Here is a 25,520-nt window from a genome sequence, read left to right on the forward strand (position 1 = left end):
CCGCCTGGTGGTCCGACGCCGTCGGCGAACCCGGGGCCCGCGCCCCGCTCGCCTGGCTGCTGGTGGCGGCGCCACACAGCCAGACGACCTTCTCCATCCTCGGCAACACGGGCGTCGCTCTCGCCGTCGTGGCAGGGTGCCTGACCGTCGCCGACCGGATGCCACGCCTCACGCGCCTGGCGAAGCCCGTCGCGGCGGTCGGCACGATGAGCCTGAGCGTGTACGTCCTGCACATCGTCGCCCTCTGGTTCTTCGCCGACGTCTGGTACGTGCCGGCCGTCGACAGCGGGACCCTGTCCGCCCTGCCCGTGCTGCTGGGCTTCATCGCGGCGGCCGCGCTCCTCGCGATGGTGTGGAGCCGCCGCTACCGGCGCGGCCCCCTGGAGCACCTCCTCCACGTGGCCACACAACCTGCGCGGCACGTCAGGTAGGGGAGCTCCCGCGCTCCCCTACACGACGGAGATCATTCTCCGCGCTGGACGTGATCGCTTCCCGCCACCCGGGCGGGGCGGCGCGGGCCGGTCACCATCGGCGCGTACGGGTGTAGCTGATCGGGCGAGGAGCCGTCGTCGAGCGTACCGGCGGTGCCGTAGCCGAGCCGGGCGTCCCAGGAGCCGCCTCGCCAGGTGAGGGAGACCACGGACAGGGGCGGTACGGCGAGGTGCCAGAAGGCTCGTGCGGGTACGCCCATAGCGTGGACGAGCGCCGCCCTGACCACGGCTGCTTCGGTGATGGCCACCGCGTCGCCCCTGTCGGACGCCACGCAGCTCAACCAGTCCGCGGTGCGGCGGCAGAGCCGGCGTACGGACTCGCCTCCGTGGGGTGCGGCATCCGGATCCGTGAGCCACGCGCTGTACCCCTGGGGGTCGCTCGCGGCAATGTCGTGCACGCTACGACCGCACCACGTGCCGAGGTCGATGTCGCGCAGCGCAGGTTCGGACACGGCCACCAGGTGGACGGCGTCAGCGGTCTGCGAGCAGCGGACCGAGGGGGCCCGAACGGCCAGCCCCTCCCGAGGGAGCGCTGCTCCCACGGCGCCTGCCGCATGCAGGCTGTGCTCGCTGAGGGGAGCGTCGCCGAGGAGCGGATCCACGGTGGCGTCACCGCCGGGTGCACACAGAAACGTCAGGCGAACGGTCATATCCCTGCCTCCTTCCAGGCCCGGCAAAAGGCCCAGTAAGAGTCCGGACAGCCCTGCCCTGCAGCGGATGGCGCGGGCGAGTGCGCGTCGTGACTCATGCACACCAGGGTCGGTAAAAACATCCCGCCGCAACATCCGTCAAGTGTCCGAAGGCACCCCGCCGAGTGGCCGACGCGGCCCTCCCACCCGGACGGGCTCGACGCCTCATTCGCGCTGCACAGCGCTCGGCACACCCGTGGCACAGTGCTCGGCACGACGCATCCGCCGCTCAGATCGGCCAGCCGGCCACCTGCTGGATGGCCGGCCGTTCGGCGCCCATGCCCTCGATGTCGCGCTCGGCGGCCTCCACCAGCTGCCGGGCGAGGTCGTGCAGAGCCCGGCCCGCCGCCAGTTCGTCACCGATCTCCGGCACATCGACGTCGGCCGGGTTGCGGTGGGCCACGCCCTGGCCGGTGAGCTCCGTGGTTCCGGTGTCCAGCAGCACGCGTACCTTCGTCGTCCCCTCCTCCTCGAAGAGTTGGAGGCGGACTGTCCATTCACCGGTGTGCGACATCGTGCTTCTCCTCGTCTCACGGTGAAGGTCCCTCTTCGAGCAGTTCTCCGAGGTCGTGTACGACGACGTCGGCGCCGTACCGCAGCAGCCTCTGTCCGCTGTCCGCGCCGCCCGTGCGGTCCACACCGACCACGACGGCGAAGTGTCCGCGGCAGCCCGCTTCGACACCGGCCAGAGCGTCCTCCATGACCGCGGCACGCTCGGCGGGGACGCCCAGCCGCCGGGCCGCTTCCAGGAACAGGTCGGGCTGCGGCTTGCCCGCTAGCCCGAGCCGGGCCGCCTCGCCGCCGTCGACCAGGGCGTCGAAGAGGTCCAGCACCCCGGCCAGGGTGAGGAGCTCACGAGCGTGGCGTGACGCCGAGGCCGCCGCGACGGGGACTCCTGCCCCGCGCAGGGCGCGCACCAGCCGCACGGAACCGGGATAGGCGCGGACGCCCTGCGCGCGCAGCTGCTCGGTGAACAGGCGCTCCTTCTCCGCGGCCACGGCGCGCACCGCCTCCGACGACGGGGCGAGGCCGCGTGACGCGAGGAACGCGGCGGCGCCGTCCAGCCGGGACCGGCCGTCGACGTACCGCAGATAGTCGTCCTGGGTGTCGAAGGGGCGCCGATGCCCGGGCTCCTCGGGCGGGCACTCGCTGATGAACGCGTCGAAGGCCGCCTTCCAGGCAGCGGCGTGCAGCCGGGCCGAGTCGGTGATCACCCCGTCGGTGTCGAGCACGACCGCGTCGACGTCACGCAGCGCGGGCACGAGCGCGCCGCGGGACCGCACCGCCATGGAGGCTCCTCTCCGCACATGTGGACATATCCAGCTTGTACGCCACCGGTGGGTTCCGCTTGGGCAGCAGCGCTGTGACGTGTTCCGGCCTCGATGTGCTCCCAGCTCACGCGTCCGCCCCGGCCCATCCGGCGTGCGCGGGCTCTCGTCGGAAAGTACGGTGCAGCATGGGCGACAAGAAGGCGCCGGCGCTGCCGCGCAAGGTGTACGAGAAGGAACTGCTGCGCCTGCAGACGGAGTTGGTGAAGCTGCAGGAGTGGGTTCGGGCGGGGGGCGTCCGGCTGGTCGTGGTCTTCGAGGGGCGGGACGCGGCAGGCAAGGGCGGCACGATCAAACGGGTCGCCGAGTATCTCAACCCGCGCGTGGCGCGGATCGCAGCGCTGCCCAAGCCGACCGAGCGCGAGCGGACGCAGTGGTACTTCCAGCGGTACGTGGAGCAGTTGCCGGCCGCGGGGGAGATCGTGCTGTTCGACCGGTCCTGGTACAACCGGGCCGGCGTCGAGCACGTGATGGGCTTCTGCACGAAGGAGGAGCACCAGCGCTTCCTGCGTCAGTGCCCGATCTTCGAGCGGATGCTGGTCGAGGACGGGATCCTGCTGCGCAAGTACTGGTTCTCGGTGAGCGACGCCGAGCAGCAGGAGCGGTTCCGGCGCCGTCTCGAGGATCCGGTGCGGCGCTGGAAGCTGTCGCCGATGGACCTGGAGTCGATCACCCGCTGGGAGGCCTACTCCCGCGCCAAGGACGAGATGCTGGTGCACACCGACGTCGCGGAGGCGCCCTGGTACATCGTCGAGAGCGACGACAAGCGCCGGGCCCGGCTGAACATGATCGCCCACCTGCTGGACTCCGTCCCGTACCACGACGTGCCCCCACCGGTCCTGGAACTGCCGGACCGGCCACCGTCGACCGGCTACGAGCGCACGCCGCGGGACCTGCAGACGTACGTGCCGGATCACACGGTGAACCTCTGAAGCCGCCGACCGCGGGCTCACTCGCCGTTCTCGGCGGTCCTCGCCTTCTCGGACTCCTGGCCTGTGCCCTCGTATCGGGCGCATCGGTCGTATCGGGGCCGCTCGGCCCTGGTGGTCGGGCGGTTCCCGTGATGTGCTGGTGGTGGCGGGAAGGACCGTTCGAGACGCGGAGAAGTGGCCCGCAGCCACGCACCGCGCAATCCGGATCCACGAGAAGCGGATGTCCTTCCCGTCGTGGCGTGCCGTGGCGTGCTGTGTCCTGTCGTGCCGAGCCGTGGCCGACCGTCCTGTCATGCCGCGCCCTCGTGGCTCCCCACTGCCAGTGCTCTTTCCTCGGCTCCGCGTGGGCCGAAAGTCCCTCGTCGGGCCCGGGCGGCCCGTGGTGGAAGGCCGGTGCCGCGCGCACGCTGGGGTCAGGAACCACGAAGGGAGCCGGTGCGATGACCTCCGCCACCACCACCATGAATGCGGCGCTCCCCGCCGAATACCGTGAGCGGCTGATGCAGGCGGCCCGTGAGGTCGCCTTCAAGGACGGGGCCCGTCTGTTCGCGGAGGGCCGGCGCGCCGACCGCTTCTGGATCGTGCGCACCGGGACCGTCACCCTCGACCTGCGCGTGCCCGGCCGCCGCCCCGCCGTCATCGAATCGCTCGGCCACGGCGAACTGGTCGGCTGGTCCTGGCATTTCCCGCCGTACGTCTGGCACTTGGGCGCCGAGGCGATGACCCCGGTGCGGGCATGGGAGATCGACGCCGAGGCGGTGCGGAGGATGTGCGCCGAGGACGCCGAGTTCGGCCGGGCGATCGCGGTCTGGGTCGGGCGCGTGGTCGCCCAGCGGCTGCACGCCTCTCGCATCCGGCTGCTCGATCTCTACGCGCCCTACGGCAGCGGGGGCCTGACGTGACCGCCGTCCCCGAACCTCGTCGGCATGCCGAGGAGGCGGGCCTGCCCGGCGGTCCGCGCCGTGTCGGTGACGTGATGTCGTGTGCCGTCGTGGCGGTGGGGCGCGGAGCCCCGTTCAAGGACATCGTCGCGCGCATGGAGCGGTGGCAGGTCAGCGCCCTGCCCGTGCTGGAGGGTGACGGCCGGGTGGTCGGACTCGTCTCGGAGGCCGATCTGCTGCCCAAGGAGGAGTTCCGGGACAGCGATCCGGAGCGGTTCACCCGGCAACACCGGCTGTCCGACCTCGCCAAGGCCGGGGCGTTGACCGCGGAGGAGCTGATGAGCACCCCGGCCGTCACCGTCCACTCCGACGCCACCCTGGCCGAGGCGGCCCGCATCATGGCGCTGCGACACGTCAAACGACTGCCCGTCGTGAACTCAGAGGGGCTGCTCGAAGGCGTGGTCAGCCGCGGGGATCTGCTCAAGGTCTTCCTGCGCCCGGACAACGACCTTGCCGACGAGATCCGGCGCGACATCGTCGACGTCCTCTTCCCGGCGCCCGTCGAGCCCGTGCACATCATGGTCGCCGACGGAGTCGCGACACTCACCGGCCGGGTGCGGGACGCCGCTCGGATTCCGCTGGCCGTTCGCATGGTGCGGGGCGTCGAGGGCGTGGTGGATGTGGACTGCCGGATCACGGCGGCCGACACGGACTGATCCGGCGGGGTGGTACCGAACGGTCGCGGCATGGTGGCGACGTGGCCGGCGGCGCTCGACCTCGCGCCGCCGGAGGCCGTCGTCAGCCGGAGGTCGTGCGCTTCGGCTCCGGCAGGTCCGGGTCGAGATTCGGGTGACGCCGGCGGCCCATCAGGACGCAGTGGACATCGACGACGCCCGGTACGGCCCGTGCCAGCAGCGTGGCGAGCGGTACGAGCGCCGTGTCGTCGACGCGGCCGGCGAGGGTGACGACTCCGTCGCGCACCTCGACACCCACCGGGGCCGGGGCCGTACCGAAGAGGCGTACTACGACCTCCCGCCGCACGTCCTCGGCGATGTCCTCGTCCTCGCGCAGGAAGACCTTCAGCAGGTCGGAGCGGCTGACGATGCCCTTCAGCACACCGTCGTGGCCGACGACCGGCAACCGCTTGACCCCACTGCGGGCCATGAGACGCGCGGCGTGGGCCAGCGTGGCACCGGGCGTCACGGTGACGGCCGGGCTGGTCATCAGCTGCTCGGCGGTCACCGCACCCGCCTTGCGGACGTGGGCGACGTGCCGCATCTGTCCGTAGGGGCCCGCGTCGCCCGCTTCGCCCTCGCGGTACTCCTCCTTGGGCAGCAGATCGGCCTCCGAGACGACGCCGACGACGCGCCCCTCACCGTCCAGCACCGGAAGGGCGCTCACGCGCCATTCCCGCATCGTCTTCGCGATGTCCTTGAAGGCCGCGCCCGTGCGCAGGGCGACGACCGTGCGGGTCATCACGTCGTCCACGGTCGGAGTGCCGTCCATGGCGTCCTCCAGCTCGGATGCCGTGCTGCTACGACACTTTCAGCCTGCTACCGCGGTTCGTCGAGCGCATGGGCCGAGTGGCCCGTCCACGGGGCCGGGCGGGTCCGGCGGGCCGGGTCCGGGTCCGGGGTACGGCGCGGCCCCTGTACGGCGAGATGTCCCCGCGCACCGTCCAGGTGACAGGTGGCCGCCAGGAGGCAGGTGCCCGCCAAGACGGCCGGTCCCGGCGGCCCGCTACGTCGCCGGCAGTGGGACCCGCCACTCCAGCACGGCGCCGCCGTCTTCCGGGCTGGACACGGTCAGGTGTCCGCCCAGTTGTTCCGCACGCTCGGCCATGTTGCGCAGCCCGCTGCGGCGGCCCTGCGCGGGGATGCCCACGCCGTTGTCCGAGACCGTGAGAACCGCCTCGCGGCCGTCCGTCGTCAAGGCGACCTGCGCGCGGTCGGCGCGGGCGTGCCGGGCGATGTTGGTGAGGGCCTCGGAGAGCACGGCCAGGATGTGGTCGGCGACGTCACGCGGTACGTCGGTGTCGACCAGGCCCTCCATGCGCAGGCTCGGGGCGAAGCCCAGCACGGGAGCCGCCTCGCCGACCACGCCGACGACGCGCGCCCGCAGTCCGCTGCCGACGGCGCCCTCGTGGGTCCGCAGGCCGAAGATGGCCGACCTGATGATCTTGATGGTCTCGTCCAGGTCGTCGACGGCCCGCTGGACCCGCTGGGAGGCCTCCGGGTGGTCGATGAAGCGGCCCGTGCTCTGCAGCGTCATGCCCGTGGCGAACAGCCGCTGGATGGCCAGGTCGTGCAGGTCGCGGGCGATGCGGTCGCGGTCCTGGAGCACCGCGATCCGCTCGGCGTCCTGGCGGCGTTCGGCCAGTTCCATCGCGAGGGCGGCCTGTGCGGCGAAGCCCTGCAGCATCTCGGTCTCCCGCTCCGAGAAGGCCGGCCGCCCGGCCGCGCGCGCCAGCAGCACCACGCCGCGGGTGCCGCCCTCGGCCGTACCGATGGGGACGGCGACGGCGGGGCCGAGGCCGGCGAAGCGCGGGGGTTCCTGGGAGATTCGTGGGTCCTGGGTGACGTCCGCGCTGGCGACCGGGGCGGCGGCGGTGTAGGCCAGTCCCATCAGGCTTTCGTGCATGGGCAGCACCAGCCCGCGGTGTGCCTCGGCGTCCACTCCGACGGCGATCTCCACGGTGAGCGACTTCGTCTCCGCCACGGGCATCGCGACCGCTGCCAGCGCCGATCCGGTGATCTCCCGGGCCCGTTCGGCGATCAGGTCCAGCGCCTCGGCGCGGGCGCTGCCGGACATCAGGCTGTGGGTGATGTCGGCGTTCGCCCGCAGCCAGCGTTCGCGCAGCCGGGAGTCCTCGTACAGGCGGGCGTTGTCGATGGCCACGCCGGCGGCCACGGCCAGCGTGGACAGCACCGACTCGTCCTCCTCGTCGAACTCCGCGCCGCCGCGTTTCTCGGTCAGGTACAGGTTGCCGAAGACCTGGTCGCGGACCCGGATCGGGACGCCGAGGAAGCGGTTCATGGGCGGGTGGTTCGGCGGGAAGCCGTACGAGGACGGGTGTTCGGAGATTTTCGCGAGCCGCAGCGGCTCCGGGTGACGGATCAGTTCGCCCAGGATTCCGTGGCCCTCGGGGTAGGGGCCGATCGCGGCGATCTGCCTCCCGGTCACGCCCACGGTGTGGAACGCCGACAGGGTCCTGCCGTCGGGGCCGATGACGCCGAGCGCCGCGTACTCGGCGTCCACGAGGACTGCGGCCGCGTCCACGATGGAGTGCAGGGCCTGCTCCAGATCCAGTTCCCGGCCGACGGAGAGGACCGCCTCCAGCAGGCTGTGCACCCGGTCCCGGGTGCCCCGGGCCGCGTCGATCCGGGCCTGCAGCTCCTCCAGCAGCTCGTCGAGCTTCAGCTGAGGCAGTCGTACGCGCGGGGCCTCGGGGCTGGTCACCACGCTCCTCCTGGTCCCGTCGGCACGCGGGCACGGTCCCGTCGGATCGCTTCGTCTCCACGGTATCGGCCCCCGGCGGGAGGCGGTACTCCACAGCAAAGGGGGGCCGCCCCGGACGGGATCGAGGCCGGCGACGGCACATGGTGCGCCGGGGACGTCCGGCCCTGCGATCGGGACCGGTCGGCACTGGAGAGGGAGCACGGCATGGCAGAGCGTGAGAGCAGAAGCGGCACCGGTCCCGCCCCCTGGCGGTGTCGTTACGCCCGCATCCCGCTCCCCCGGCCCCGCATCCGCCCGGCGCTTCGGTGCAGGCGGCACACAGCGACCCACGTGTGAAGAAGCTCAGCCATGTTCCCCGACGACATCCCGGCGCACCGGCGCATCGACCTCGACGCGGCGGAGGCCCTGCGGCTGCTGGGCAGCGTGTCCCTGGGCAGGGTCGTCTTCACCCTGCAGGCCCTGCCCACCGTGCGCCCGGTCAACCACGTACTGGACGGCGGCGACATCGTCATCCGCACCTATGAGGGCGCGGCCCTGACCTCCCGGGACCATCAGGCCGAGGGCCCGGGTGTCGTCGTCGCCTACGAGGCCGACGTCATCGACCCGGATACGCACCTCGGCTGGAGCGTGGTGGTCACGGGCTACGCGCACGTGGTGACCGACGGCGAGGAACTGGCCCGTATCCGGGCCCTGTTGGAGCCCTGGGCGGCCGAGCCGGGCGCGGACCACGCGGTACGCATCCATCCCGACCTCGTCACCGGCGTCCTGCTCACGCCGACGGGCGACGCGCCTGACGACCACTGATGCGAGGACCACTGATTCCGGTGGGGTCAGCCGGCGGTGAGGAGGTTCTTCACCTCGACGACGTCGACGATCTGCTCGACCTCGGCCACGAGCCGGTCCCTCGTCGCCGTCGGCACCCGTCCGCTCAGTTCCACGATGCCGTCGTGCACGGCCACCACCACCTCGTCCCGGTCATCGGGCGGGCAGAGGGCTTCGATCGTGGTCTCGACCTCGGTCCGTATTCCCGCGTCGTCCCTGATGAGGGTCTGCAGCAGCGCGTTGCGGCGCACGACGCCGACCAGGCGTCCCTCGTGGTCGGTGACGGGGAGCCGCTTCAGCCGGGAGAGTGCGACGAGCCACGCGGCCTCGGCGACCGTCGCACCCGGCAGCACCGTGATCGCGGGGCTCGTCATCAGGTCGGCCGCCGTCTCACCGCGGGCCTTGCCGTGCAGCCGCCGCTCGCGCAGCCTGCCGATGGGTCCGGGCCGGTGACCGGACACCTCGAAGGCCACCTTCGCCAGCAGATCGGACTCCGAGACGACGCCGATCACATGGTCCCCCGCGTCGACGACCGGGACCGCGCCCGTCTGCTCGCGCGCCAGCAGGCGGGCGATGTCGCGGTACGGCAGGTCCTCAGGGACGGACGCGGCAGGTACGTCCATCACGTCCCGCACCAGCGGAAGCTTGGCCTCGGCCGGTGAAGCCCCTCCCACGGCGGAGACGATCGGCGCTGCCGGATGAGCTGTGTCGCGGTCGGCGACCGGCGCGGCTTGGGTGCCGGCGTGCGTGGCGGCGGCCGTGGCGACGGCGCCCAGGTAGCGGAGAAGCCTGTCCTCGCGTGCCGTGTCGCCGGGGTTCCAGGAACGGGAGGGCACGGACCGTCCGGCATCGGACCCCGTGGAGAAATTCTCGTGCGCGTTCACGATGGCCTCCGGACTCCGTCGAGTTGCCTACCGTCCCAGTCTTCCGCTCCACTGGCCCACGCCAAGAGCCGAACGGCCCTGGTACGGCGGCGTGACGGCCCTGTCCGGTGCGGTGCGGGGCAGACCCCGAAGTCCGGGTCGGCTCAGATCCACCCCCGGAGTGACCGGCCCCGAAGTGACCGAACCCCGATGGGCCGACGGGTCCCGCACGAGGACCAATGGCCCCTGGAGCCCCGGCGCACCGGGGGCTTCGATGGGGACGGTGGCGACCTCGCTCCGCGTCGCCGCAGGCAACGCACCACTGCGGGAAGCACGCCGCCGCAGGGAGGAGGCAAGGACGATGAGGGCTCCAGCACGGGCCGGGAAGGCAGACCCGAGGACATGTCCCGAGGCGACCGGCGCCGTCCTGCGGGTCCGTGCCGGCCACGAGATCGCCGTACGGGGCACGCCATCGGCCGACCCACCGTCGGCTCCCGACGAGACGGTTGCGGGAGGCGGTCATGTCCGGGCCGAGTGACAGCCGGCCGATCGTCGTGGGCGTCGACCCGGATCCCAGTCTGCGCATGGCGCTCGCCTGGGCGGCCGACGACGCGGCCCGCCGTCGGCTGCCGTTGCGTGTGGTCCACGCGGAGGGTGTGCCGACCGGCGGCTACCGGCGGGAGGTCCCGCCGTCCTGGGAGGAATGGAACGAGGCGCTGCACAAGGCCGGGACGGAGGTGCTCGAGGAGGCCGTGGCCTTCGTCGCGGCCCGGCACCCGCGGGTCGAGGCGGACACCCTGCTCGCCGAGGGCGACCCGGTGTGGGTGCTGCGCGAGCAGAGCCGCGACGCGACGGCCGTGGTACTGGGATCCCAGCATCTGAGCCGGGCCCAGGAGGCGCTCGGCTCCGGCTCGGTCGCCGTGCCGGTCATGGCCCGCGCGCACTGCCCGGTGGTCGTCGTACCGGAGGCGGAGCACATCACGCAGGACCCCGCGTACTACGTCGTCGGCGTCGACGGCAGCGAGCTCTCCGCCGCCGCGGTAGACCTGGCCTTCGAGGAGGCCGCCCTGCGCGGCGCGCAACTGCGGGCGCTGTACGTGTGGCAGCCCGGGCCGCTGGGGTTCCTCAACGAGATCGCGGCACAGCAGGAGTGCCGCCGCCTGCTGTCCGAGTGCGTGGCCGGCCGACACGACCGCTACCCGGACGTGGACCTGCACTCCGAGCTGGTCATCGGGCATCCCGTGGAGGCGCTCACCGAGGCCTCCGCCCACGCGTTGGGCCTGGTGGTGGGGACGCGGGGCCGCGGAGGCTTCACCGGTCTGCTGCTGGGCTCGGTCAGCCAGGGAGTGCTGCAGCACGCCCGCTGTCCGGTGCTCGCGGTTCCGGCACCACAGACGTGAACCCCGTTTCCTCGCAGGCGACGAGGTTCCTCAGGGGTGATGAAGGGAAGGCACCGTGACCGCACCAGCACCGGACGCGGGCACCGTCACCGCGCTCGTGGCGGACGCCGTGGCGGCACCGTCCCTGCACAACGCCCAGCCCTGGATCTTCCGCTTCCTGTCCGCCGACGGCGTCCTGCGCCTGTACGCCGACCCGGCGCGGGCACTGCCGCGGACCGACCCGGACGCCCGTGGCCTGCATGTGGGCTGCGGCGCCGCGCTGTTCAACCTGCGCGTGGCCGCCGCCGCGGCGGGGCTGGCACCGGACGTCCGGCTGCTGCCGGATCCGGCGGACGCCGAGTTGCTCGCCGAGGTCGGCCTGCGCGCCACGGTGTCCCCCGACCAGGCCCTCGCCCGGCTGCACCCGGCGATTCGCCGCCGTCACTGCAGCCGCCGTCCCTTCCGCGAGCAGGACATCCCGGCCCCGCTGGAGGCCCTGTTGTACGAGGCGGCGCGCTCCGAGGGCGCCCAGCTGCTCTTCCCCGGGGCTTGGCACGTGCGGTCACTGCTGGAGCTCGTACGGGACGCCGAGGGCCGGGAGGCGGTCGACCCCGGCGTACGGGGTGAGACCGCACGCTGGGCCCGGACGGAGCCGCGGGGCACGGCCGGGGTGTCGGAGGGGATCCCCGCCGAGGCGTTCGGCCCTCGCCCACGCGGCGCCGAAGCCCCTGTGCGCGACTTCGCCGCCGGCCGCGCGGTACCCGGACGCGGCTGGGCCCGCTTCGAGAGGAATCCGCACATCGCCCTGCTGGGAACCGCCCATGACGAACCGGCGGACTGGCTGCGCGCGGGTCAGGCGCTGGAGCACGTCCTGCTGCTGGCCACCCTGCACGGGCTGGTCGCCTCGATGACGTCACAGCCCCTGGAATGGCCGGAGTTGCGGTGGGTGGCCCGCGACCCGGTCTCGGCCATGGCCCATGTGCAGATGATTCTGCGTCTCGGCTACGGCCCGGAAGGCCACCCGAGTCCCCGGCGCCCGGTGGCCGAACTGCTCGACATCGTCTGAGGCGGGGGGCGAGGTGCGCACAGCCCAGGCTTCGGCATGAGACGGGGCGCGGCAGGCCGCACCGGTGAGCAGGCCGCGGAGCTCTCGCCCGTGCGGCGGTGTGTCCCGCGTGGCAGGTTGGATACAGCACCACTCTGGGGAGAGGGCGGCGATCATGCGAGCTCACCTCGGCGACCAACTGGTCATCGAAAGTCCCACGACCGGCGCCTCCCGGCGCGACGGCGAGATCGTCGGACTCCACCACGACGACGGCACGCCTCCCTACGATGTGCGCTGGTCGGACACGGACGAGGTGACCCTCGTCTTCCCCGGGCCCGACGCACACATCCGGCATCTCGAACACGGGCAGCCCGGGACCACGGGCGGCGCGGCACAGCCGGACACGGGTGGCGCGGAAGCCGTGTCGACGGTCCCCTCGTCGGCCCGGAGACCCGATCCCGGCGACATCGGCCGACGGGTCTCCGTCGAACGCCACCGGCAGGGGCTCAGCCGGGAGGAAGCGGCCCGCCGCGCCCGGATGTCGTCCGACTACCTGGCGTATCTGGAAGAACGGCCCGCCGACCCGACGGTGGCGACTCTCGTCAGGCTGGCGGACGCGCTGGGCACCACGGTCGACGCTCTGCGTGGCGGAGGGATGGATCTCCCACCCGGTCAGGGCCACGCGCTGCTGCACCCTCAGCTGCACGACCTCAGCCCGGACGAGTGCCGCGCTCTGCTCTCCACGCATGGGGTGGGGCGCGTCGCGGTGTCGGCGTCCGACGGTCGCCCGGCCGTCGTGCCGGTCAACTACGACGTCGTCGACGACGCCATCGTCTTCCGCACCGCGCCCGACTCCGTCGCGGCAGCCGCCGCCGAGACGGAGGTCGCCTTCGAGGTCGACCACCTGGACGAGGCGCTGAGCCAGGGCTGGAGCGTGCTCGCCGTCGGCCCCGCGAACGTCGTGACGGATCCCGACGCCGTGCGCCGGCTCGCCCAACACGCCTACACCACGCCATGGGCGGGCGGGGAGCGCGAGATGTGGGTGTCGATCCGGCCCACGAGCCTCACCGGCCGTCGTATCACTCCGGCCCCTCGGTAGACGGCCAGAGGGCGGCGGATGTCGGAGTGGATCTGGGAGTGGACGGGCTACGACCCGGCCGGCGAGCGGTTGCGTGAATCGCTCTGCACGCTCGGCAACGGCTACTTCGCCACGCGCGGCGCGCTGCCCGAGTGCCGGGCGGCCCTGGTGCACGGCCCGGGCACCTACGCGGCCGGCTGCTACAACCGTCTGGAGTCGGCCGTGGCGGGGCGGCAGGTGGTGAACGAGGACCTGGTCAACCTCCCGAACTGGCTGCTTCTGCGGTTCCGTCTGCGCCGCGCCGAGGGAGCGTGGAGCCCCTGGTTCTCCCCCGACACGCACACCCTCCTGGACCACCGGCACACCCTGGATCTGCGGCGCGCCACGCTCACCCGGACCTTCCGCCACCGGGACGACGAGGCAGGGGTGCTCGGCGTCGAGCAGAGCCGTCTGGTGCACATGGGCGATCCTCATCTGGCCGCGCTGCGGACGGTGTTCACGGCCGAGGACCGGCCGGCGGAGATCGAGATCGAGTCCTGCCTCGACGGGGTGGTGATCAACGGCAACGTGCACCGTTACCGCGCCCTCGACCAACGCCACGTGACCCGCGTGCGGACTGGGGCGCAGGAGCCCGACACGCTCTGGCTGAGCTGCCGTACCAGAACGTCGGACGTCGCCGTCGCGCTGGCCGCCCGGACGACGGTCGTCGCCGACGGGGGCGCGGCCGTCTCGGAGCTTCGTCCGGCCCGGCGCCGTGCCGTCCACCGTCTGCTGGTCCCGCTCTCTCCCGGTCGGCCCGTCACCGTGGAGAAGACCGTGGCGCTGCACACCGCACGGGACACGGCGATCAGCGACCCGCTCGGCGAGGCGGTCGACCGGGTGTCCGCGGCGGGGGACTTCGCCGCTCTGCTGGACTCCCATGCGGCCGCGTGGGAGGAGTTGTGGCGGCGCGCGGACCTCCAGGTGCCCGGCGAGGCCGGCCGCATCCTGCGCTTCCATCTCTTCCACGTCCTGCAGACACTGTCCCCGCACACCGCGGATCTGGACGTGGGGGTGCCGGCCCGGGGCCTGCACGGCGAGGCCTATCGCGGCCATGTCTTCTGGGACGAGCTGTTCGTCCTGCCGTATCTCAACCTGCGCCTGCCGGAGGTCTCCCGAGCGCTGCTGAACTACCGCTACCGGCGCCTTCCGCGGGCCTGCCGAGCGGCCGCCGCGACCGGCCGGGCGGGGGCGATGTACCCGTGGCAGAGCGGGAGCAACGGCCGTGAGGAGACCCAGGAGTGGCATCTCAACCCGCACTCGGGGCGCTGGCTCCCCGACCACTCCCGGCTCCAGCACCACGTCGGCTCGGCGATCGCGTACAACGTCTGGCAGTACTGCGAGGCCACCGGCGACACCGAGTTCCTGCACACCAGGGGCGCGGAGATGCTGCTGCAGATCGCCCGCTTCTGGGCGGACATCGCCGACTTCGAGCCGGAGTCGGGTCGGTATCGCATCCGTGGCGTCGTCGGTCCCGACGAGTATCACGACGGCTACCCGGGCGCCCACCGGCCCGGGTTGGACGACAACACGTACACCAACGTCACCGCCGCCTGGGTCCTCACCCGTGCGCTGGACCTGCTACGGCGCCTTCCCGCGTGGCGCCGCGAGGAACTGCTCCGGCGGATCCGCCTGGACGCCGACGAGCTGCCTCGGTGGGAGGAGGTCTCCCGCCGCCTGCGCGTGCCGTTCCACCGGGGCGTCATCAGCCAGTTCGAGGGTTACGACGCTCTCGCCGAGCTCGACTGGGACGCCTACCGCGCGCGCTACCGGAGCATCCGGCGGCTGGACCGGATCCTGGAGGCCGAGGGCGACACGGTCAACCGCTACAAGGCGTCCAAGCAGGCCGACGTCCTCATGCTCGGCTACCTGTTCTCGCCCGCCGAACTGCGCGCCCTGTTCCGGCGGCTCGGCTACGACCTGGACGACGAGATCTGGCACAGAACCGTCGACTACTACCTTCAGCGCACCAGCCATGGCTCCACGCTCAGCCAACTCGTCCACGGCCTCGTCCTCGCCAGGGCGAGACGGGCCGAGGCATGGCAGTACGTCGACGAGGCCCTGCGGGCGGACATCGCCGACATCCAGGGCGGCACGACCGGCGAGGGCATCCATCTCGGGGCCATGGCCGGAACCCTCGACCTGGTCCAGCGCGGCCTGACGGGACTGGAGACCCGCGAGGACGCCCTGTGGCTGGACCCGGTGCCGCTTCCCGCGCTCTCCCGGTACGGGTTCTCGATGCGCTACCGCGGTCACTGGGGCATCGGCGTACGCCGCCGGAACGGGCAGTTGGAGATCGGTGTGCCCGCCTCGGTGGAGGCACCGATCCGCGTGGTGCTGCCCGACCGCGCCGTCAGCATCGCGCCCGGAGAGACGTACACGGTTGCCCTCCCGCGGAGTTGACCCGGCATTGACTCCTACGACGCAGCCGCCGCGGGCGTGTTGACACCCACGGAGGGGAGACGACCGCAGGGCGCCGCCTCCCTCCCTCTCTTGCTCTCCTGCCGGACGACCGGGGCCCGGTCGTCGCTCACCGGTAGAGGGCGGCCTGAATCTTCTTGTCGTCCATGTTGCTCTTGTCGTACCAGTAGTAGCCGGTGTCGATGGACTTGGGGACGTGCTTGCCGTTGATCGCCTTCATGGCGGCGCTGACGACCTCTCGGCCGATCCCCATCGGATCCTGTGTGACGGCTCCCGCCTCCAGGCCACTCTTGATGGCGTCGATCTGGGCCTCGCCGGAGTCGAAGCCGACGATCCTGATGCCCTTCTTGTGGCTTTCCTTGACGCCGTTGATGACGCCGATGGCCGAGCCTTCGTTGGAACCGTATATGCCGTCGACATCCGGGTTCGAGGTGATGATCGACTTGGTGATGTCGGCGGACTTGATCTGGTCCCCTCCGCCGTACTGGGGTGGGAGCAGCTTGATTCCGGGGGCGTTCTTCTTCATCCACTGCACGAAGCCGTCTCTGCGGTCGATGCCGGAGCGGCTGGTCTGGTCGTGGACGACCATGGCCACCTTGCCCTTGCCGCCGAGCAGCGTGGCCATGTGCTGGGCCGCTTCGGCGGCGGCGGCCTTGTTGTCGGTCGCGGCGGTGGTGACCGGGATGTCCGACTCGACTCCGGAGTCGAAGGCGATGACGGGGATCTTCTGGGACTTGGCCTGCTGGAGCAGCGGAGCGGAGGCCTTGCTGTCCAGGGCGGCGAACCCGATGGCGTCAGGGTTCTTGGCCAGCGCGTTGGAGAGCATGTTGGTCTGCTGCTCCACGTCCGACTCGGTGGCCGGCCCGACGAACGTGATCGTGGCGCCCTCCTTGGCGGCCTCCTTCTCGGCGCCCTTCTTCACCGACTGCCAGAACTGCTGCTGGAAACCCTTGGAAACGATCGCGATGCGCGGCTTCCCTCCGTCGGCACTGTTCGAGGGGTTGCACGCGGTCAGTGCGAGGGGCAGTGCTGCGGCCACGAGGACCGCCCGGACGCGTCGTGTGTGCATGCGGCTGTTCATACGGCTCGACTCCTTGTCGCGGGTTGTTGCTGCTCCATGAGCGGATCGACCTGCGTATGCGCGTCGGTTCAGGCGGCTCGTTTGCGCATCATGTCGGCGTAGACGGCGACGAGGATGACGCATCCCAGGATCACGTCCTGCCACTCCTGCGGAATGGACATGATCTGCAGGCCGTTGTTCAGCACGGAGATGATGAGGGCGCCGATGACCGTGCCGACCAGCGATCCCTTGCCGCCGCTCAGTGAGGTGCCTCCGATGACGACCGCGGCGATCGCCTGGAGTTCGTATCCCATGCCGGTCGCGGGCTGCGCGGATCCCAGACGTGCCGAGATCATCACGCCGGCGAGACCGATGAACAGGCCGGCGAGCGTGTACACCACGATCTTCCACTTCCGGACGTTGATGCCCGAGAGCGCGGTCGCCTCTTCGTTGCTGCCGATCGCGTACGTGTACCGGCCGAGGGTCGTCTTGTTCAGTACGACTCCGGCGATGACGGCGACGAGGACGAGGATGACGACCGCGTTGGGGAAGTCGGCGCCCGGGATCAGGTTTCCGGTCGAAATCTCCGTGTAGCCGGGCGCGTTGGTGAAGTAGATCGGCGCGCTGTCGGAGATCACCAGGGCGAGCCCCTGGGCTACGAGCATCATCGCCAGGGTCGCGATGAAGGGCGGGATGCGCAGCATCGCGACGTTCAGGCCGTTGATCAGCCCGATCAGGCCGCCGGAGAGGACCGCTCCGAGCACGCCGACGGGGAGGGGCAGTCCCATCTTGACGATGAACGCCCCCGACATGACGGCGCACAGCGCCATCCCGGTTCCGATGGACAGGTCGATGCCGCCGGTGATGATCACGAAGGTGGTGCCGACCGAGAGCAGCCCGATCACCACGGTGGAGAACAGGATGTTGGTGATGTTCCCGTAGGTGAAGAAGTCGCCGCTCGCGAAGGAGAAGAACGCGACGATGACGATCAGGCTCGCGCAGGCGAGCAGTTGCTGCAGGCGGTCCCTGGCGGCGCCGCCGAGTCCACCTGACTTCGCTCGACCCGATGGCGCGGTGGGGGTCTTCGCCATGCTGTCCGCCGGTGACTTGAGAGTGGTCACGGTTGTCCTCCTGGGGGCCTTCCGGACATTCGCTCGGGTATCGGTGGGGTGCCGGGCGCTGGGCGCCGGGTGCCTCAAGAAGCGACGGGAGCCGGGGCACCGGCATCGGGGTCGCGTCGCATCGTCGCGTGATGCATCACGGTCTCCTGCGTGGCCTCGTCCGCGTTCAGGACGCCCGTGACACGGCCCTCGCTCATCACCACGACGCGGTGGGAGAGACGCAGGACCTCCGGAAGCTCCGAGGAGATCACGATGATCGACTTTCCCTGGACGGCCAGTTCGTTGAGGAGCCGGTAGATCTCCTCCTTCGCGCCCACGTCGATGCCCCGCGTCGGCTCGTCGAAGATCAGGATGTCGCAGTCCTTGACCAGCCACTTGGCGATCACCACCTTTTGCTGGTTACCGCCGGAGAGGTGCTTCGCGGCCTGGTGAACGGACGGCGTCCTGATCCTCAGGGAGGCGACCAGCTCGGCGGACTTCGCGCGCATCGCCCGGTCCTTGACGAAACCGCCGACGGCGAAGAGCTCGCTCATCGAGCTGAGTGCGATGTTGCTGTTCACGTCCTGTTCGAGCAGCAGTCCGAGGCTCTTGCGGTCCTCGGAGAGATAGCCGATGCGATGCCTGGCCGCCTCGGCGGGACTGCCGATCCTGACGGCCCTGCCGCGGAGTTCGAACGTGCCCGATTCGATCTTGTCCGCCCCGACGAGCGCCCGGGCGACCTCGGTGCGCCCCGCTCCCATCAGGCCCGCGAAGCCCAGAATCTCGCCCTCGTACAGTTCGAAGGACACGTCCCTCAGCAGCGACTTGGTGGACAACCCCCGTACCGACAGGGCCACTTCACGGTCGGCGCGGACGCCTTCCGGCCGTGCGTCACTGGCCAGTTCCCGTCCCACCATCATGGAGATGACCTCCTTCATGGTGGTGGCCTCGGTGTCGACGGTGCCGATGTACCTGCCGTCACGGACGACCGTGATCCGGTCGCTGATGGTCTTCAACTCGTCCATGCGGTGCGAGATGTAGATGACACCCGTGTTCTCACGGACGAACCTGCGGATCAGCCCGTGCAGCGTCGCGACCTCGGCGTCGTTCAGCGCGGCGGTCGGCTCGTCCATGATCAGCACCTTGGCGTCGTACGACAGGGCCTTGGCGATCTCGACCATCTGCTGCTGCGCCACGGTCAGGTTGCCGACCAACTTTCTGACATCCAGCGGGAGTTCCAGCCGGTCGACCAGGTCCTGCGCCTGAGCGTTGAGCCCCCGCTCGTCCAGCAGGAATCCGAACCTCCTGACCGACGGTTCCCGCCCGATGAAAATGTTCTGAGCCACCGTCAGGTCGGGCATCAGGTTGAACTCCTGATGGATGATGCTGATGCCCAGCTCAAGTGCCTGTTTGGGTCCCGTGACATGCAGGGGCTCGCCGCGCAGCCGGAAGTGTCCGGTGTCCGCCGCGTGGATACCCGACAGCAGTTTCATCAGCGTGGACTTGCCAGCCCCGTTCTCCCCGACCAGCGCCAGCACTTCGCCCCCGCGAAGGTCCAGCCGCATGTCCGACAGCGCCTGGACGCCGGGGAAACCCTTGCTGACGCCCTCCAGTTCGAGCAGCGGCGTGTCGGTCGTGGTCCGCTCCGTCCGCTGCGATCCACCGGTGCGAAGCGGCTGATTCCCCGACGGCATGACACCTCCAGAAATCGATTTCTGGCAGCGTAGGGGTGGCCCTGAGGCGCGTCAACGGTTGCGTCCGCCTTTGTTGGCGGCGCCCGCGACGCGGCCCGGAGGGCGGTACGTACGCCCGCAAGCACGCACGCCCAGGCCTGTGACCTGCGGACATCCGGAGCGGCGGGAGGGAAAGTGAGAGGCACAGGTAATCTCTCGGCATCATGGCAACCATTTACGAGGTCGCAGCTCTGGCCGGGGTCTCTCCGGCCACCGTCTCCCGTGTCCTCAATGGCGCCCCGGTCGGACAGCCGTACGCCGACAAGGTCCGCCAGGCGGCGGAGACGCTGAACTACAAGCCCAATCGCACCGCGCGTACGCTGCGCCGCCGCTCGGCAGAGGTGATCGCGCTGATCATCCCCGACATCGAGAACCCGTTCTTCACGGCGCTCGCCCGAGGCGTCGAGGACCGGGCGCAGGCGGAGGGGTACTCCGTGGTCCTGTGCAACACCGACGATCGCCAGGACAAGGAGGCCAAGTACCTCGAGATCGCGCTGTCGGAACACATGGCCGGCGTCATCCTCGCTCCGGCGTCCGACCACACCAACCTCGACACCGTGATCGCACGGAGGACGCCGGTGGTGGTCGTCGACCGGACCGCGCACCACAACGACGTCGACGCCGTGGTGGTGGACAACGCGGCCGGCGGCCGGACCGCGACCGTGGCCTTGTACGACCAGGGCTTCTCCCGGGTCGCATGCATCACCGGCCCCTCCGACGTGGAGACGGCCGAGCAGCGGGCCGCCGGCTGGCGCGAGGTGTTCACCGCCCGCAGCCCCGAGGCGGTGCCCGACGACTACCTCCGCTTCGCCGACTACCGCGTCGACGGCGGATTCGCGGCCATGGCGGAGCTGATGAAGCTGCCCGAGCCGCCCGACGCGGTGTTCGTGGCCAACAACCTGATGTCGCTGGGTGCGTTGCAGTGCCTGAGTGAGCTGAACCAGGCCCCGCCCGCCCTCGGTATGGTCGCGTTCGGCGACCTCCCGTACGGCATCCTGACTCCGGCGGGCGTCTCGGTCATCCACCATCCGGCCCGCGAGATCGGCGTGGTCGCGGCTCGTCTCCTGATCGAGCGCATCAACGGCGACACCCAGCCGAGCCGTACGGTCGTCCTCCCGACCAGCCTGGACTGAACGACAGACACCCGAATGACAGACGCCCGAGCGACAGACACCCCATAACCACGCCAACACCCCGTACGCGGCCGGTCTATTGACTGAGAAATCGATTTCTGTCAGCCTGCCGGGCATGACGGTCCCAGCAGTTATCGGCGTGGACATCGGCACGTCCAGCAGCAAGGGGGTGCTCGTCACCCTCGACGGTCGGGTGCTCCGCAGCGCCACTCAGCAGCATCCGGTCAGGCGGCCCCGCCCGGGCTGGGTCGAAATGGACGCCGAGACATGGTGGCAGGAGTTCCTTCAGCTCAGCCGGCAACTGCTCGAGCAGGAGGAGGCGGAGGTCGTCGCCGTAGGGGTGAGCGGCATGGGCCCGTGCGTGCTGCTGACCGACGAGGCCGGGGTGCCCCTGCGGCCCGCCATCCTCTACGGCATCGACACCCGCGCCACAGCGCAGATCGCCCGGCTCGACCACCAGTTGGGCGCCGACGAGATCCTGCACCGATGCGGTTCGGCACTCTCCACACAGGCGGCCGGCCCCAAGGTCGCCTGGGTCGCCGACAACGAACCCGAAATCTTCGCACGGGCCCGTCGCCTGTTCATGCCGAGTTCCTGGCTGGTCCACAAACTGACGGGTGAGTACGTCCTGGACCAGCACTCGGCCAGCCAGTGCACCCCGCTGTACGACACCAGGAGCCGTCAGTGGCACCAGCCCTGGGCCGATCTGATCGCACCCGACCTCGAACTGCCTCCCCTGCGCTGGCCCGGTGAGGTCGCCGGGGTCGTGGGCCGCGAGGCCGCCGCCTTCACCGGGCTCCCCGCGGGCATCCCGGTGATCACCGGCACGATCGACGCCTGGGCCGAGGCGATCAGTGTCGGCGCGCAGGGCGTGGGCGACCTCATGCTGATGTACGGCACCACCATGTTCCTGGTGAACACCGTTCCCGACCTGGCGACCAGCCCCTGCCTGTGGGGAACGGTCGGCGCGCTTCCGGACACCCGCAATCTCGCAGGCGGCATGGCCACGTCCGGCGCCATCACCGGCTGGCTGCGCGACCTGTTCGGAGCGTCGAACTACCACGGGCTGATGCAGCTCGCCGAACGCTCGACACCCGGCGCGAACGGCCTGCTCATGCTGCCGTACTTCGCCGGCGAGCGAACCCCGGTCATGGACCCGGACGCACGGGGTGTCATCGCCGGTCTCACCCTGTCCCACACCCGCGGCGACCTGTACCGCGCGGCGCTGGAAGCGACCGGTTTCGGGGTACGCCACAACATCGCGGCCATCGAGGAGGCCGGTGGCGACGTCCGCCGGATCGTCGCCGTGGGGGGCGGCGCACAGGGTTCCCTGTGGACCCAGATCGTCTCCGACATCACCCAACGCCCACAGGAGATCCCCTCGCAGACGATCGGCGCGAGTTACGGCGGCGCGTTCCTGGCGGCACAGACGGTCGGCGAGTTCTCCATCGAGGCCTGGAACCCGATCGAGGAGATCCGCGAACCGCGCCCGCACCTGGCCAAGAAGTACGACGAGCTCTACGCGGCCTACCTCGACCTCTACCCCAGCACACGCACCATCGCCCACACGCTCGCGGCTCAGCAGGAGCGCTGACACAGCAGATCACGGACGCATACGAACGAAGGAGTCGCCCGATGAGCAGCTACCGCATGCCCGCCCACACGGAATCACCCCAGGCGGACCCCCACACCGTGTATCTGGTGGCGAACGGCGATCTGCGCCCCGCCGCGAACGTGACCTGCTGGCCGGCGCAGCAGCAGCTCGAATCCGATCTGGCCGCCGCCGTCACGTCGCTCGGCTGGCGGCTGCGGCGTGGCCACGAGGTCGACGAGGCGAAGGGACACGGCTTCATCGACAGCCAGCGCGCCGGAATCGACGTCTTCAGGACGCTGCCCCCGAACGCACCGCTGATCGTGGCGGAGGCGGTCTGGCAGTACAGCCACCACCTGCTCGCCGGACTGCGCAGTCACCAGGGCCCCATTCTGGTCGTGGCGAACTGGAGCGGACAATTCCCGGGCCTGGTGGGGCTGTTGAACCTCACCGCCAGCCTGACCAAGGCGGGCAAGCCGCACTCTGCCCTGTGGAGCAAGGACTTCACCGACGACTGGGCCCTGGCCGGTCTCAAGTCATGGCTGAACACAGGTGAGTTGACCCACGACCAGAGTCATGTACGCCCGCTGCCGTCGTCCTCGTTGTCCGGTCCCGAAGTCAAACTCGGCCGGGCCCTGGCGGCCCAGCTCTCCACCGAGAAGGCGATCATCGGTGTCTTCGACGAGGGCTGCATGGGCATGTACAACGCCATCTTCGACGACGAGTTGATCAACCCGCTCGGAATCTACAAGGAGCGGCTCTCCCAGAGCGCCCTGTTCGCCGAGATGAACACGGTCACCGACGACGAGGCCCGGGCGGTCCGCGCCTGGCTCGACACCGCGGGCCTGACCTTCCACATCGGCACCGACGAAGCCACCGAGTTGACCGACGACCAGGTGCACACCCAGTGCAAGATGTACGTCGCCGCGCTCCGCATCGCCGACGACTTCGGCCTGGACGCGGTCGGCATCCAGTACCAGCAGGGCCTCAAGGACCTCGTCCCGGCGAGCGACCTCGTGGAGGGACTCCTCAACAACGTCCAGCGCCCGCCGGTCCGCAGCCGGGACGGTGCGCGCGAGCTGTACGCGGGCGCTCCGCTCCCCCACTTCAACGAGGTGGACGAGGGCGTCGCCGTCGACGCCCTCGTGACCAACCGCGTATGGACCGCGATGGGGCTCGATCCCGCCACCACCCTCCACGACATCCGCTGGGGAGAGCAGTACGGCGACGACTTCGTCTGGGTCTTCGAGATATCCGGCGCGGTTCCGGCCTCCCACAACGGCGGTTACGAGAAGTCGTACAGCATGCGTCAGCCGCCCATATACTTCCCGCTCGGCGGCGGCACGCTCAGTGGCGTGTCGAAGCCGGGGGAGATCGTCTGGTCGCGCGTGTTCATCATGGACGGCGCCCTGCACGTCGACCTCGGGCGCGGGACTGTACCGGAGCTTCCCGCCGAGGAGACGCAGCGCCGCCTCGACGCCACGACGCCCCAGTGGCCGATCATGCACGCGGTGCTGCACGGCGTCGGTCGGGACCAGTTGATGGCGCGTCACAAGGCCAATCACCTCAACGTCGCCTACGGCCCGGACGCGCAGACAGCCGACAAGGCCCTCCTGGCGAAGGCGGCGATGTTCGAGGCTCTCGGGGTGCAGGTGCACCTGTGCGGCGATGTGACCTTGGAATGAGAAGGTAGCCGAGCCACTCAGGCCGATATGAAGGGTCGTTGGTCATGTCCATCATCCACCGCACAACCATGAAGCCCACCAAGCTGGAGCTTCTGGAACCGTGGCTTCCCACGCAGCCTTGGTACGCGGGCGAGGGAGAGCGCCCTACCTTGGCCAAGGCAGGCGGCTTCCGGCTCGACGACCCCAAGGGTGAGGTCGGTATCGAGTTCATGGTGGTCATCGACGACTCCGGCGACGAGCCGATCGCGTACCACATCCCGCTCACCTACCGTGGGGCGCCGATCGAGGGAGCCGATGACGCCCTCATCGGCATGTCCGAGCACGGGGTCCTCGGGAAGCGGTGGATCTACGACGGCACCCACGACCCGGTCCTCGCCGCGCAGTTGCTCGCTCTCCTTCAGGGCGACGCCGAACCGCAGGCCCAGAGTGTGTCCGACACCCCGGACCCGTCCGTGCTCAGCTCCTTCGCGGCCAGCGGCGGTCGAGCCTCGGTCAAGTCCTCGACCACTGCTCATGGACGCGAGGGGACCGAACTCCGCCTGGAGCTCACCATCGACGGTGAAGTCGTCACTGAACCGGCTGGACCGGCGCAGGAGTTGATTATTCGGGTGACGCGCGTTCTCCGCCCGGGAGGACCGGCCAGCGGTGCGGCAGAAGCCGGTACGGCGGACGCCGGTGCGGCGGAGGCCGGTACGGCAGAGCCCCTCGGGCATGTCACCGCCGGCTGGAGCCTGCCCGAGAGCACCGAGAGCCGCGGCGCGTTCGCCGTCGTACTCGGCTCGTAGTCGGCTGAGCAGGTGGGCACGCCGTCGATGCGCTCGACGGCGTGCGCTTCCATCCTCGGGAGCCCCCGGACCGGGCCCGGCTCCAGGGTCCTAGCCGATCGGCACGGCCTGCCCCGTGACTCGGGTGCGGGTGTCCTGCGGGTCCACGTCGATCCGCAGGTCACTGGGGCGGCCCATGTCCTCGCCCTGGCGAATGGTGATCGTGGCGGGGTGGGTCACGATCCCCACCGTACGGAGGTACCCGCCGAACGCCGCAGCAGCCGCTCCGGTCGCCGGATCCTCCACGACACCACCGACCGGGAACGGGTCGCGGGCGTGGAAGCGCTCCGCCGACTCACGCCACACCAGGTGCAGAGTGGTCCAGCCATGACGCCGCATCACCTCGGCGAGACCGTCGAAGTCGTAGTCCAGGTCCGCCAGACGCGCTCGGGAGGCGGCGGCCAGGACCAAGTGGTCGTTGCCACCGAACGCCAAGTGCGGCGGCAGTTCCGGGTCCAGGTCGTCGGGAGCCCAGCCGAGGGCTTCGAGCGCGGATGCCAGTTCGGTGCGTTCGGCGGGGCGGGATCGAGTGGGAACGCTGGTGAGTGTGGCCAGCACCGCGCCCTTGTCGTCCACCCTGGTGGCCACGGGGACCTCGCCCGCAGGTGTGTCGAGGACGATCTCGCCCGGGCCCAGCCTCTCGGCCAGGGCCACGGCGAGGGCCACGGTCGCGTGTCCGCAGAAGGCCACCTCGGCGAGCGGGCTGAAGTACCGGACCCTGAACCGCCGTGCCCCTTCGTCGTGGGCGGTCACGAAGGCCGTCTCCGAATAGCCGACCTCTGCCGCGATGGCGAGCATCGCCGCGTCGTCGAGCGTCGAGGCATCGAGCACGACCCCGGCGGGGTTGCCTCCCGCCGGATCGTGGGTGAAGGCCGAATAGCGCAGCGTCTCGGTGGTCGGCTCGGGAAAGGTCACGGCGCTCGTCCCGTTCGCGTCGGAGGAGGTCATGGCTCCACGCTGCCACCGT

23 protein-coding genes are annotated in these 25,520 nt (G+C 70.6%); 13 read left to right on the plus strand and 10 right to left on the minus strand.

The features are described from left to right. On the plus strand, nt 1–431 hold a 431-nt coding region (locus ABZ910_RS27715; RefSeq protein WP_361369902.1), incomplete at its 5' end, for a DUF418 domain-containing protein. Nucleotides 432–463: 32 nt separating this feature from the next. On the opposite strand, the gene ABZ910_RS27720 is transcribed toward ABZ910_RS27715, so the two are convergent. The 3 genes from ABZ910_RS27720 to ABZ910_RS27730 form a co-directional block, all read right to left on the minus strand. Then, the gene (locus ABZ910_RS27720; protein ID WP_361369904.1) at nt 464–1,141 is read right to left on the minus strand and encodes a histidine phosphatase family protein; all 678 of its coding nucleotides are present in this window, start codon (nt 1,139–1,141) and stop codon (nt 464–466) included. A 268-nt stretch (nt 1,142–1,409) separates the two neighbouring features. Further along, nucleotides 1,410–1,694: a DUF1876 domain-containing protein gene (locus ABZ910_RS27725; RefSeq protein WP_361369906.1), complete on the minus strand. Its 285-nt coding sequence runs from the start codon at nt 1,692–1,694 to the stop codon at nt 1,410–1,412. A gap of 16 nt (nt 1,695–1,710) precedes the next feature. Beyond that, nucleotides 1,711–2,469 carry an HAD-IA family hydrolase gene (locus ABZ910_RS27730; RefSeq protein ID WP_361369908.1) on the minus strand — a complete coding sequence of 253 codons (759 nt, stop codon included), beginning with the start codon at nt 2,467–2,469 and terminating at the stop codon, nt 1,711–1,713. 167 nt (nt 2,470–2,636) lie between these two features. Between ABZ910_RS27730 and ppk2 the strand changes: the two genes are divergently transcribed. The 3 genes from ppk2 to ABZ910_RS27745 all read left to right on the plus strand — a co-directional run bounded on the left by ppk2 (nt 2,637) and on the right by ABZ910_RS27745 (nt 5,037). Then, nucleotides 2,637–3,440 carry a polyphosphate kinase 2 gene (gene ppk2, locus ABZ910_RS27735; RefSeq protein ID WP_361369910.1) on the plus strand — a complete coding sequence of 268 codons (804 nt, stop codon included), beginning with the start codon at nt 2,637–2,639 and terminating at the stop codon, nt 3,438–3,440. A 440-nt stretch (nt 3,441–3,880) separates the two neighbouring features. After that, the gene (locus tag ABZ910_RS27740) at nt 3,881–4,342 is read left to right on the plus strand and encodes a cyclic nucleotide-binding domain-containing protein (protein ID WP_361369912.1); all 462 of its coding nucleotides are present in this window, start codon (nt 3,881–3,883) and stop codon (nt 4,340–4,342) included. Nucleotides 4,343–4,416: 74 nt separating this feature from the next. Next, nucleotides 4,417–5,037, plus strand: a complete 621-nt coding sequence (locus ABZ910_RS27745; RefSeq protein ID WP_361370086.1) for a CBS domain-containing protein — start codon at nt 4,417–4,419, stop codon at nt 5,035–5,037. An 82-nt stretch (nt 5,038–5,119) separates the two neighbouring features. On the opposite strand, the gene ABZ910_RS27750 is transcribed toward ABZ910_RS27745, so the two are convergent. Continuing rightward, nucleotides 5,120–5,827 (minus strand): CBS domain-containing protein, encoded by a 708-nt coding sequence (locus ABZ910_RS27750; RefSeq protein ID WP_361369914.1) that lies wholly within the window; start codon nt 5,825–5,827, stop codon nt 5,120–5,122. 234 nt (nt 5,828–6,061) lie between these two features. Further along, nucleotides 6,062–7,780 carry a GAF domain-containing protein gene (locus tag ABZ910_RS27755; RefSeq protein ID WP_361369916.1) on the minus strand — a complete coding sequence of 573 codons (1,719 nt, stop codon included), beginning with the start codon at nt 7,778–7,780 and terminating at the stop codon, nt 6,062–6,064. A gap of 348 nt (nt 7,781–8,128) precedes the next feature. Between ABZ910_RS27755 and ABZ910_RS27760 the strand changes: the two genes are divergently transcribed. Beyond that, a complete protein-coding gene (locus tag ABZ910_RS27760) occupies nt 8,129–8,584 on the plus strand; it encodes a pyridoxamine 5'-phosphate oxidase family protein (RefSeq protein WP_361369918.1) in 456 nt (151 codons plus the stop codon). A gap of 26 nt (nt 8,585–8,610) precedes the next feature. Here the strand turns inward: ABZ910_RS27760 and ABZ910_RS27765 are convergent, their stop codons facing one another. Next, nucleotides 8,611–9,486 (minus strand): CBS domain-containing protein, encoded by an 876-nt coding sequence (locus ABZ910_RS27765; protein WP_361369920.1) that lies wholly within the window; start codon nt 9,484–9,486, stop codon nt 8,611–8,613. A gap of 500 nt (nt 9,487–9,986) precedes the next feature. On the opposite strand from ABZ910_RS27765, the gene ABZ910_RS27770 reads away from it, so the two are divergent. From ABZ910_RS27770 to ABZ910_RS27785, 4 genes are all read left to right on the plus strand, one after another. After that, nucleotides 9,987–10,865: a universal stress protein gene (locus ABZ910_RS27770; protein WP_361369922.1), complete on the plus strand. Its 879-nt coding sequence runs from the start codon at nt 9,987–9,989 to the stop codon at nt 10,863–10,865. A gap of 55 nt (nt 10,866–10,920) precedes the next feature. After that, the gene (locus ABZ910_RS27775; RefSeq protein ID WP_361369924.1) at nt 10,921–11,910 is read left to right on the plus strand and encodes a nitroreductase; all 990 of its coding nucleotides are present in this window, start codon (nt 10,921–10,923) and stop codon (nt 11,908–11,910) included. A 154-nt stretch (nt 11,911–12,064) separates the two neighbouring features. Then, nucleotides 12,065–12,988 carry a pyridoxamine 5'-phosphate oxidase family protein gene (locus ABZ910_RS27780; protein ID WP_361369926.1) on the plus strand — a complete coding sequence of 308 codons (924 nt, stop codon included), beginning with the start codon at nt 12,065–12,067 and terminating at the stop codon, nt 12,986–12,988. An 18-nt stretch (nt 12,989–13,006) separates the two neighbouring features. Further along, complete coding sequence (locus ABZ910_RS27785) at nt 13,007–15,409, plus strand: glycosyl hydrolase family 65 protein (RefSeq protein WP_361369928.1); 2,403 nt, start codon at nt 13,007–13,009, stop codon at nt 15,407–15,409. A gap of 127 nt (nt 15,410–15,536) precedes the next feature. On the opposite strand, the gene ABZ910_RS27790 is transcribed toward ABZ910_RS27785, so the two are convergent. From ABZ910_RS27790 to ABZ910_RS27800, 3 genes are all read right to left on the minus strand, one after another. Continuing rightward, nucleotides 15,537–16,508 (minus strand): ABC transporter substrate-binding protein, encoded by a 972-nt coding sequence (locus ABZ910_RS27790; RefSeq protein ID WP_361369930.1) that lies wholly within the window; start codon nt 16,506–16,508, stop codon nt 15,537–15,539. A gap of 68 nt (nt 16,509–16,576) precedes the next feature. Next, nucleotides 16,577–17,608, minus strand: coding sequence for an ABC transporter permease (locus ABZ910_RS27795; RefSeq protein ID WP_361369932.1), 1,032 nt, complete (start codon nt 17,606–17,608; stop codon nt 16,577–16,579). Nucleotides 17,609–17,682: 74 nt separating this feature from the next. Then, nucleotides 17,683–19,281: a sugar ABC transporter ATP-binding protein gene (locus ABZ910_RS27800; protein WP_361369934.1), complete on the minus strand. Its 1,599-nt coding sequence runs from the start codon at nt 19,279–19,281 to the stop codon at nt 17,683–17,685. A gap of 203 nt (nt 19,282–19,484) precedes the next feature. On the opposite strand from ABZ910_RS27800, the gene ABZ910_RS27805 reads away from it, so the two are divergent. The 4 genes from ABZ910_RS27805 (at nt 19,485) to ABZ910_RS27820 (ending at nt 24,514) form a co-directional block, all read left to right on the plus strand. After that, nucleotides 19,485–20,453: a LacI family DNA-binding transcriptional regulator gene (locus tag ABZ910_RS27805; RefSeq protein ID WP_361369936.1), complete on the plus strand. Its 969-nt coding sequence runs from the start codon at nt 19,485–19,487 to the stop codon at nt 20,451–20,453. Nucleotides 20,454–20,568: 115 nt separating this feature from the next. Then, the gene (locus ABZ910_RS27810) at nt 20,569–22,047 is read left to right on the plus strand and encodes an FGGY-family carbohydrate kinase (protein ID WP_361369938.1); all 1,479 of its coding nucleotides are present in this window, start codon (nt 20,569–20,571) and stop codon (nt 22,045–22,047) included. Between the two features lie 41 nt (nt 22,048–22,088). Continuing rightward, nucleotides 22,089–23,729 (plus strand): fucose isomerase, encoded by a 1,641-nt coding sequence (locus tag ABZ910_RS27815; RefSeq protein WP_361369940.1) that lies wholly within the window; start codon nt 22,089–22,091, stop codon nt 23,727–23,729. 44 nt (nt 23,730–23,773) lie between these two features. Next, a complete protein-coding gene (locus tag ABZ910_RS27820) occupies nt 23,774–24,514 on the plus strand; it encodes a 1,4-alpha-glucan branching protein (RefSeq protein WP_361369942.1) in 741 nt (246 codons plus the stop codon). 90 nt (nt 24,515–24,604) lie between these two features. On the opposite strand, the gene ABZ910_RS27825 is transcribed toward ABZ910_RS27820, so the two are convergent. Continuing rightward, nucleotides 24,605–25,501, minus strand: coding sequence for a PhzF family phenazine biosynthesis isomerase (locus ABZ910_RS27825; protein WP_361369944.1), 897 nt, complete (start codon nt 25,499–25,501; stop codon nt 24,605–24,607). Nucleotides 25,502–25,520 lie beyond the last annotated feature (19 nt).

This window comes from Streptomyces sp. NPDC046805 (assembly GCF_040645355.1).
Lineage (GTDB): Bacteria > Actinomycetota > Actinomycetes > Streptomycetales > Streptomycetaceae > Streptomyces.

Excerpts from the sequence above, each read along its gene's own strand:
- ABZ910_RS27790 (WP_361369930.1), bottom strand. The coding sequence starts at position 16,508 with ATGAACAGCCGCATGCACACACGACGCGTCCGGGCGGTCCTCGTGGCC.
- ppk2 (WP_361369910.1), top strand. The coding sequence starts at position 2,637 with ATGGGCGACAAGAAGGCGCCGGCGCTGCCGCGCAAGGTGTACGAGAAG.
- ABZ910_RS27810 (WP_361369938.1), top strand. The coding sequence starts at position 20,569 with ATGACGGTCCCAGCAGTTATCGGCGTGGACATCGGCACGTCCAGCAGC.
- ABZ910_RS27820 (WP_361369942.1), top strand. The coding sequence starts at position 23,774 with ATGTCCATCATCCACCGCACAACCATGAAGCCCACCAAGCTGGAGCTT.
- ABZ910_RS27750 (WP_361369914.1), bottom strand. The coding sequence starts at position 5,827 with ATGGACGGCACTCCGACCGTGGACGACGTGATGACCCGCACGGTCGTC.
- ABZ910_RS27760 (WP_361369918.1), top strand. The coding sequence starts at position 8,129 with ATGTTCCCCGACGACATCCCGGCGCACCGGCGCATCGACCTCGACGCG.
- ABZ910_RS27800 (WP_361369934.1), bottom strand. The coding sequence starts at position 19,281 with ATGCCGTCGGGGAATCAGCCGCTTCGCACCGGTGGATCGCAGCGGACG.
- ABZ910_RS27825 (WP_361369944.1), bottom strand. The coding sequence starts at position 25,501 with ATGACCTCCTCCGACGCGAACGGGACGAGCGCCGTGACCTTTCCCGAG.
- ABZ910_RS27740 (WP_361369912.1), top strand. The coding sequence starts at position 3,881 with ATGACCTCCGCCACCACCACCATGAATGCGGCGCTCCCCGCCGAATAC.
- ABZ910_RS27725 (WP_361369906.1), bottom strand. The coding sequence starts at position 1,694 with ATGTCGCACACCGGTGAATGGACAGTCCGCCTCCAACTCTTCGAGGAG.
- ABZ910_RS27785 (WP_361369928.1), top strand. The coding sequence starts at position 13,007 with ATGTCGGAGTGGATCTGGGAGTGGACGGGCTACGACCCGGCCGGCGAG.
- ABZ910_RS27780 (WP_361369926.1), top strand. The coding sequence starts at position 12,065 with ATGCGAGCTCACCTCGGCGACCAACTGGTCATCGAAAGTCCCACGACC.
- ABZ910_RS27720 (WP_361369904.1), bottom strand. The coding sequence starts at position 1,141 with ATGACCGTTCGCCTGACGTTTCTGTGTGCACCCGGCGGTGACGCCACC.
- ABZ910_RS27745 (WP_361370086.1), top strand. The coding sequence starts at position 4,417 with ATGTCGTGTGCCGTCGTGGCGGTGGGGCGCGGAGCCCCGTTCAAGGAC.
- ABZ910_RS27805 (WP_361369936.1), top strand. The coding sequence starts at position 19,485 with ATGGCAACCATTTACGAGGTCGCAGCTCTGGCCGGGGTCTCTCCGGCC.
- ABZ910_RS27770 (WP_361369922.1), top strand. The coding sequence starts at position 9,987 with ATGTCCGGGCCGAGTGACAGCCGGCCGATCGTCGTGGGCGTCGACCCG.
- ABZ910_RS27730 (WP_361369908.1), bottom strand. The coding sequence starts at position 2,469 with ATGGCGGTGCGGTCCCGCGGCGCGCTCGTGCCCGCGCTGCGTGACGTC.
- ABZ910_RS27815 (WP_361369940.1), top strand. The coding sequence starts at position 22,089 with ATGAGCAGCTACCGCATGCCCGCCCACACGGAATCACCCCAGGCGGAC.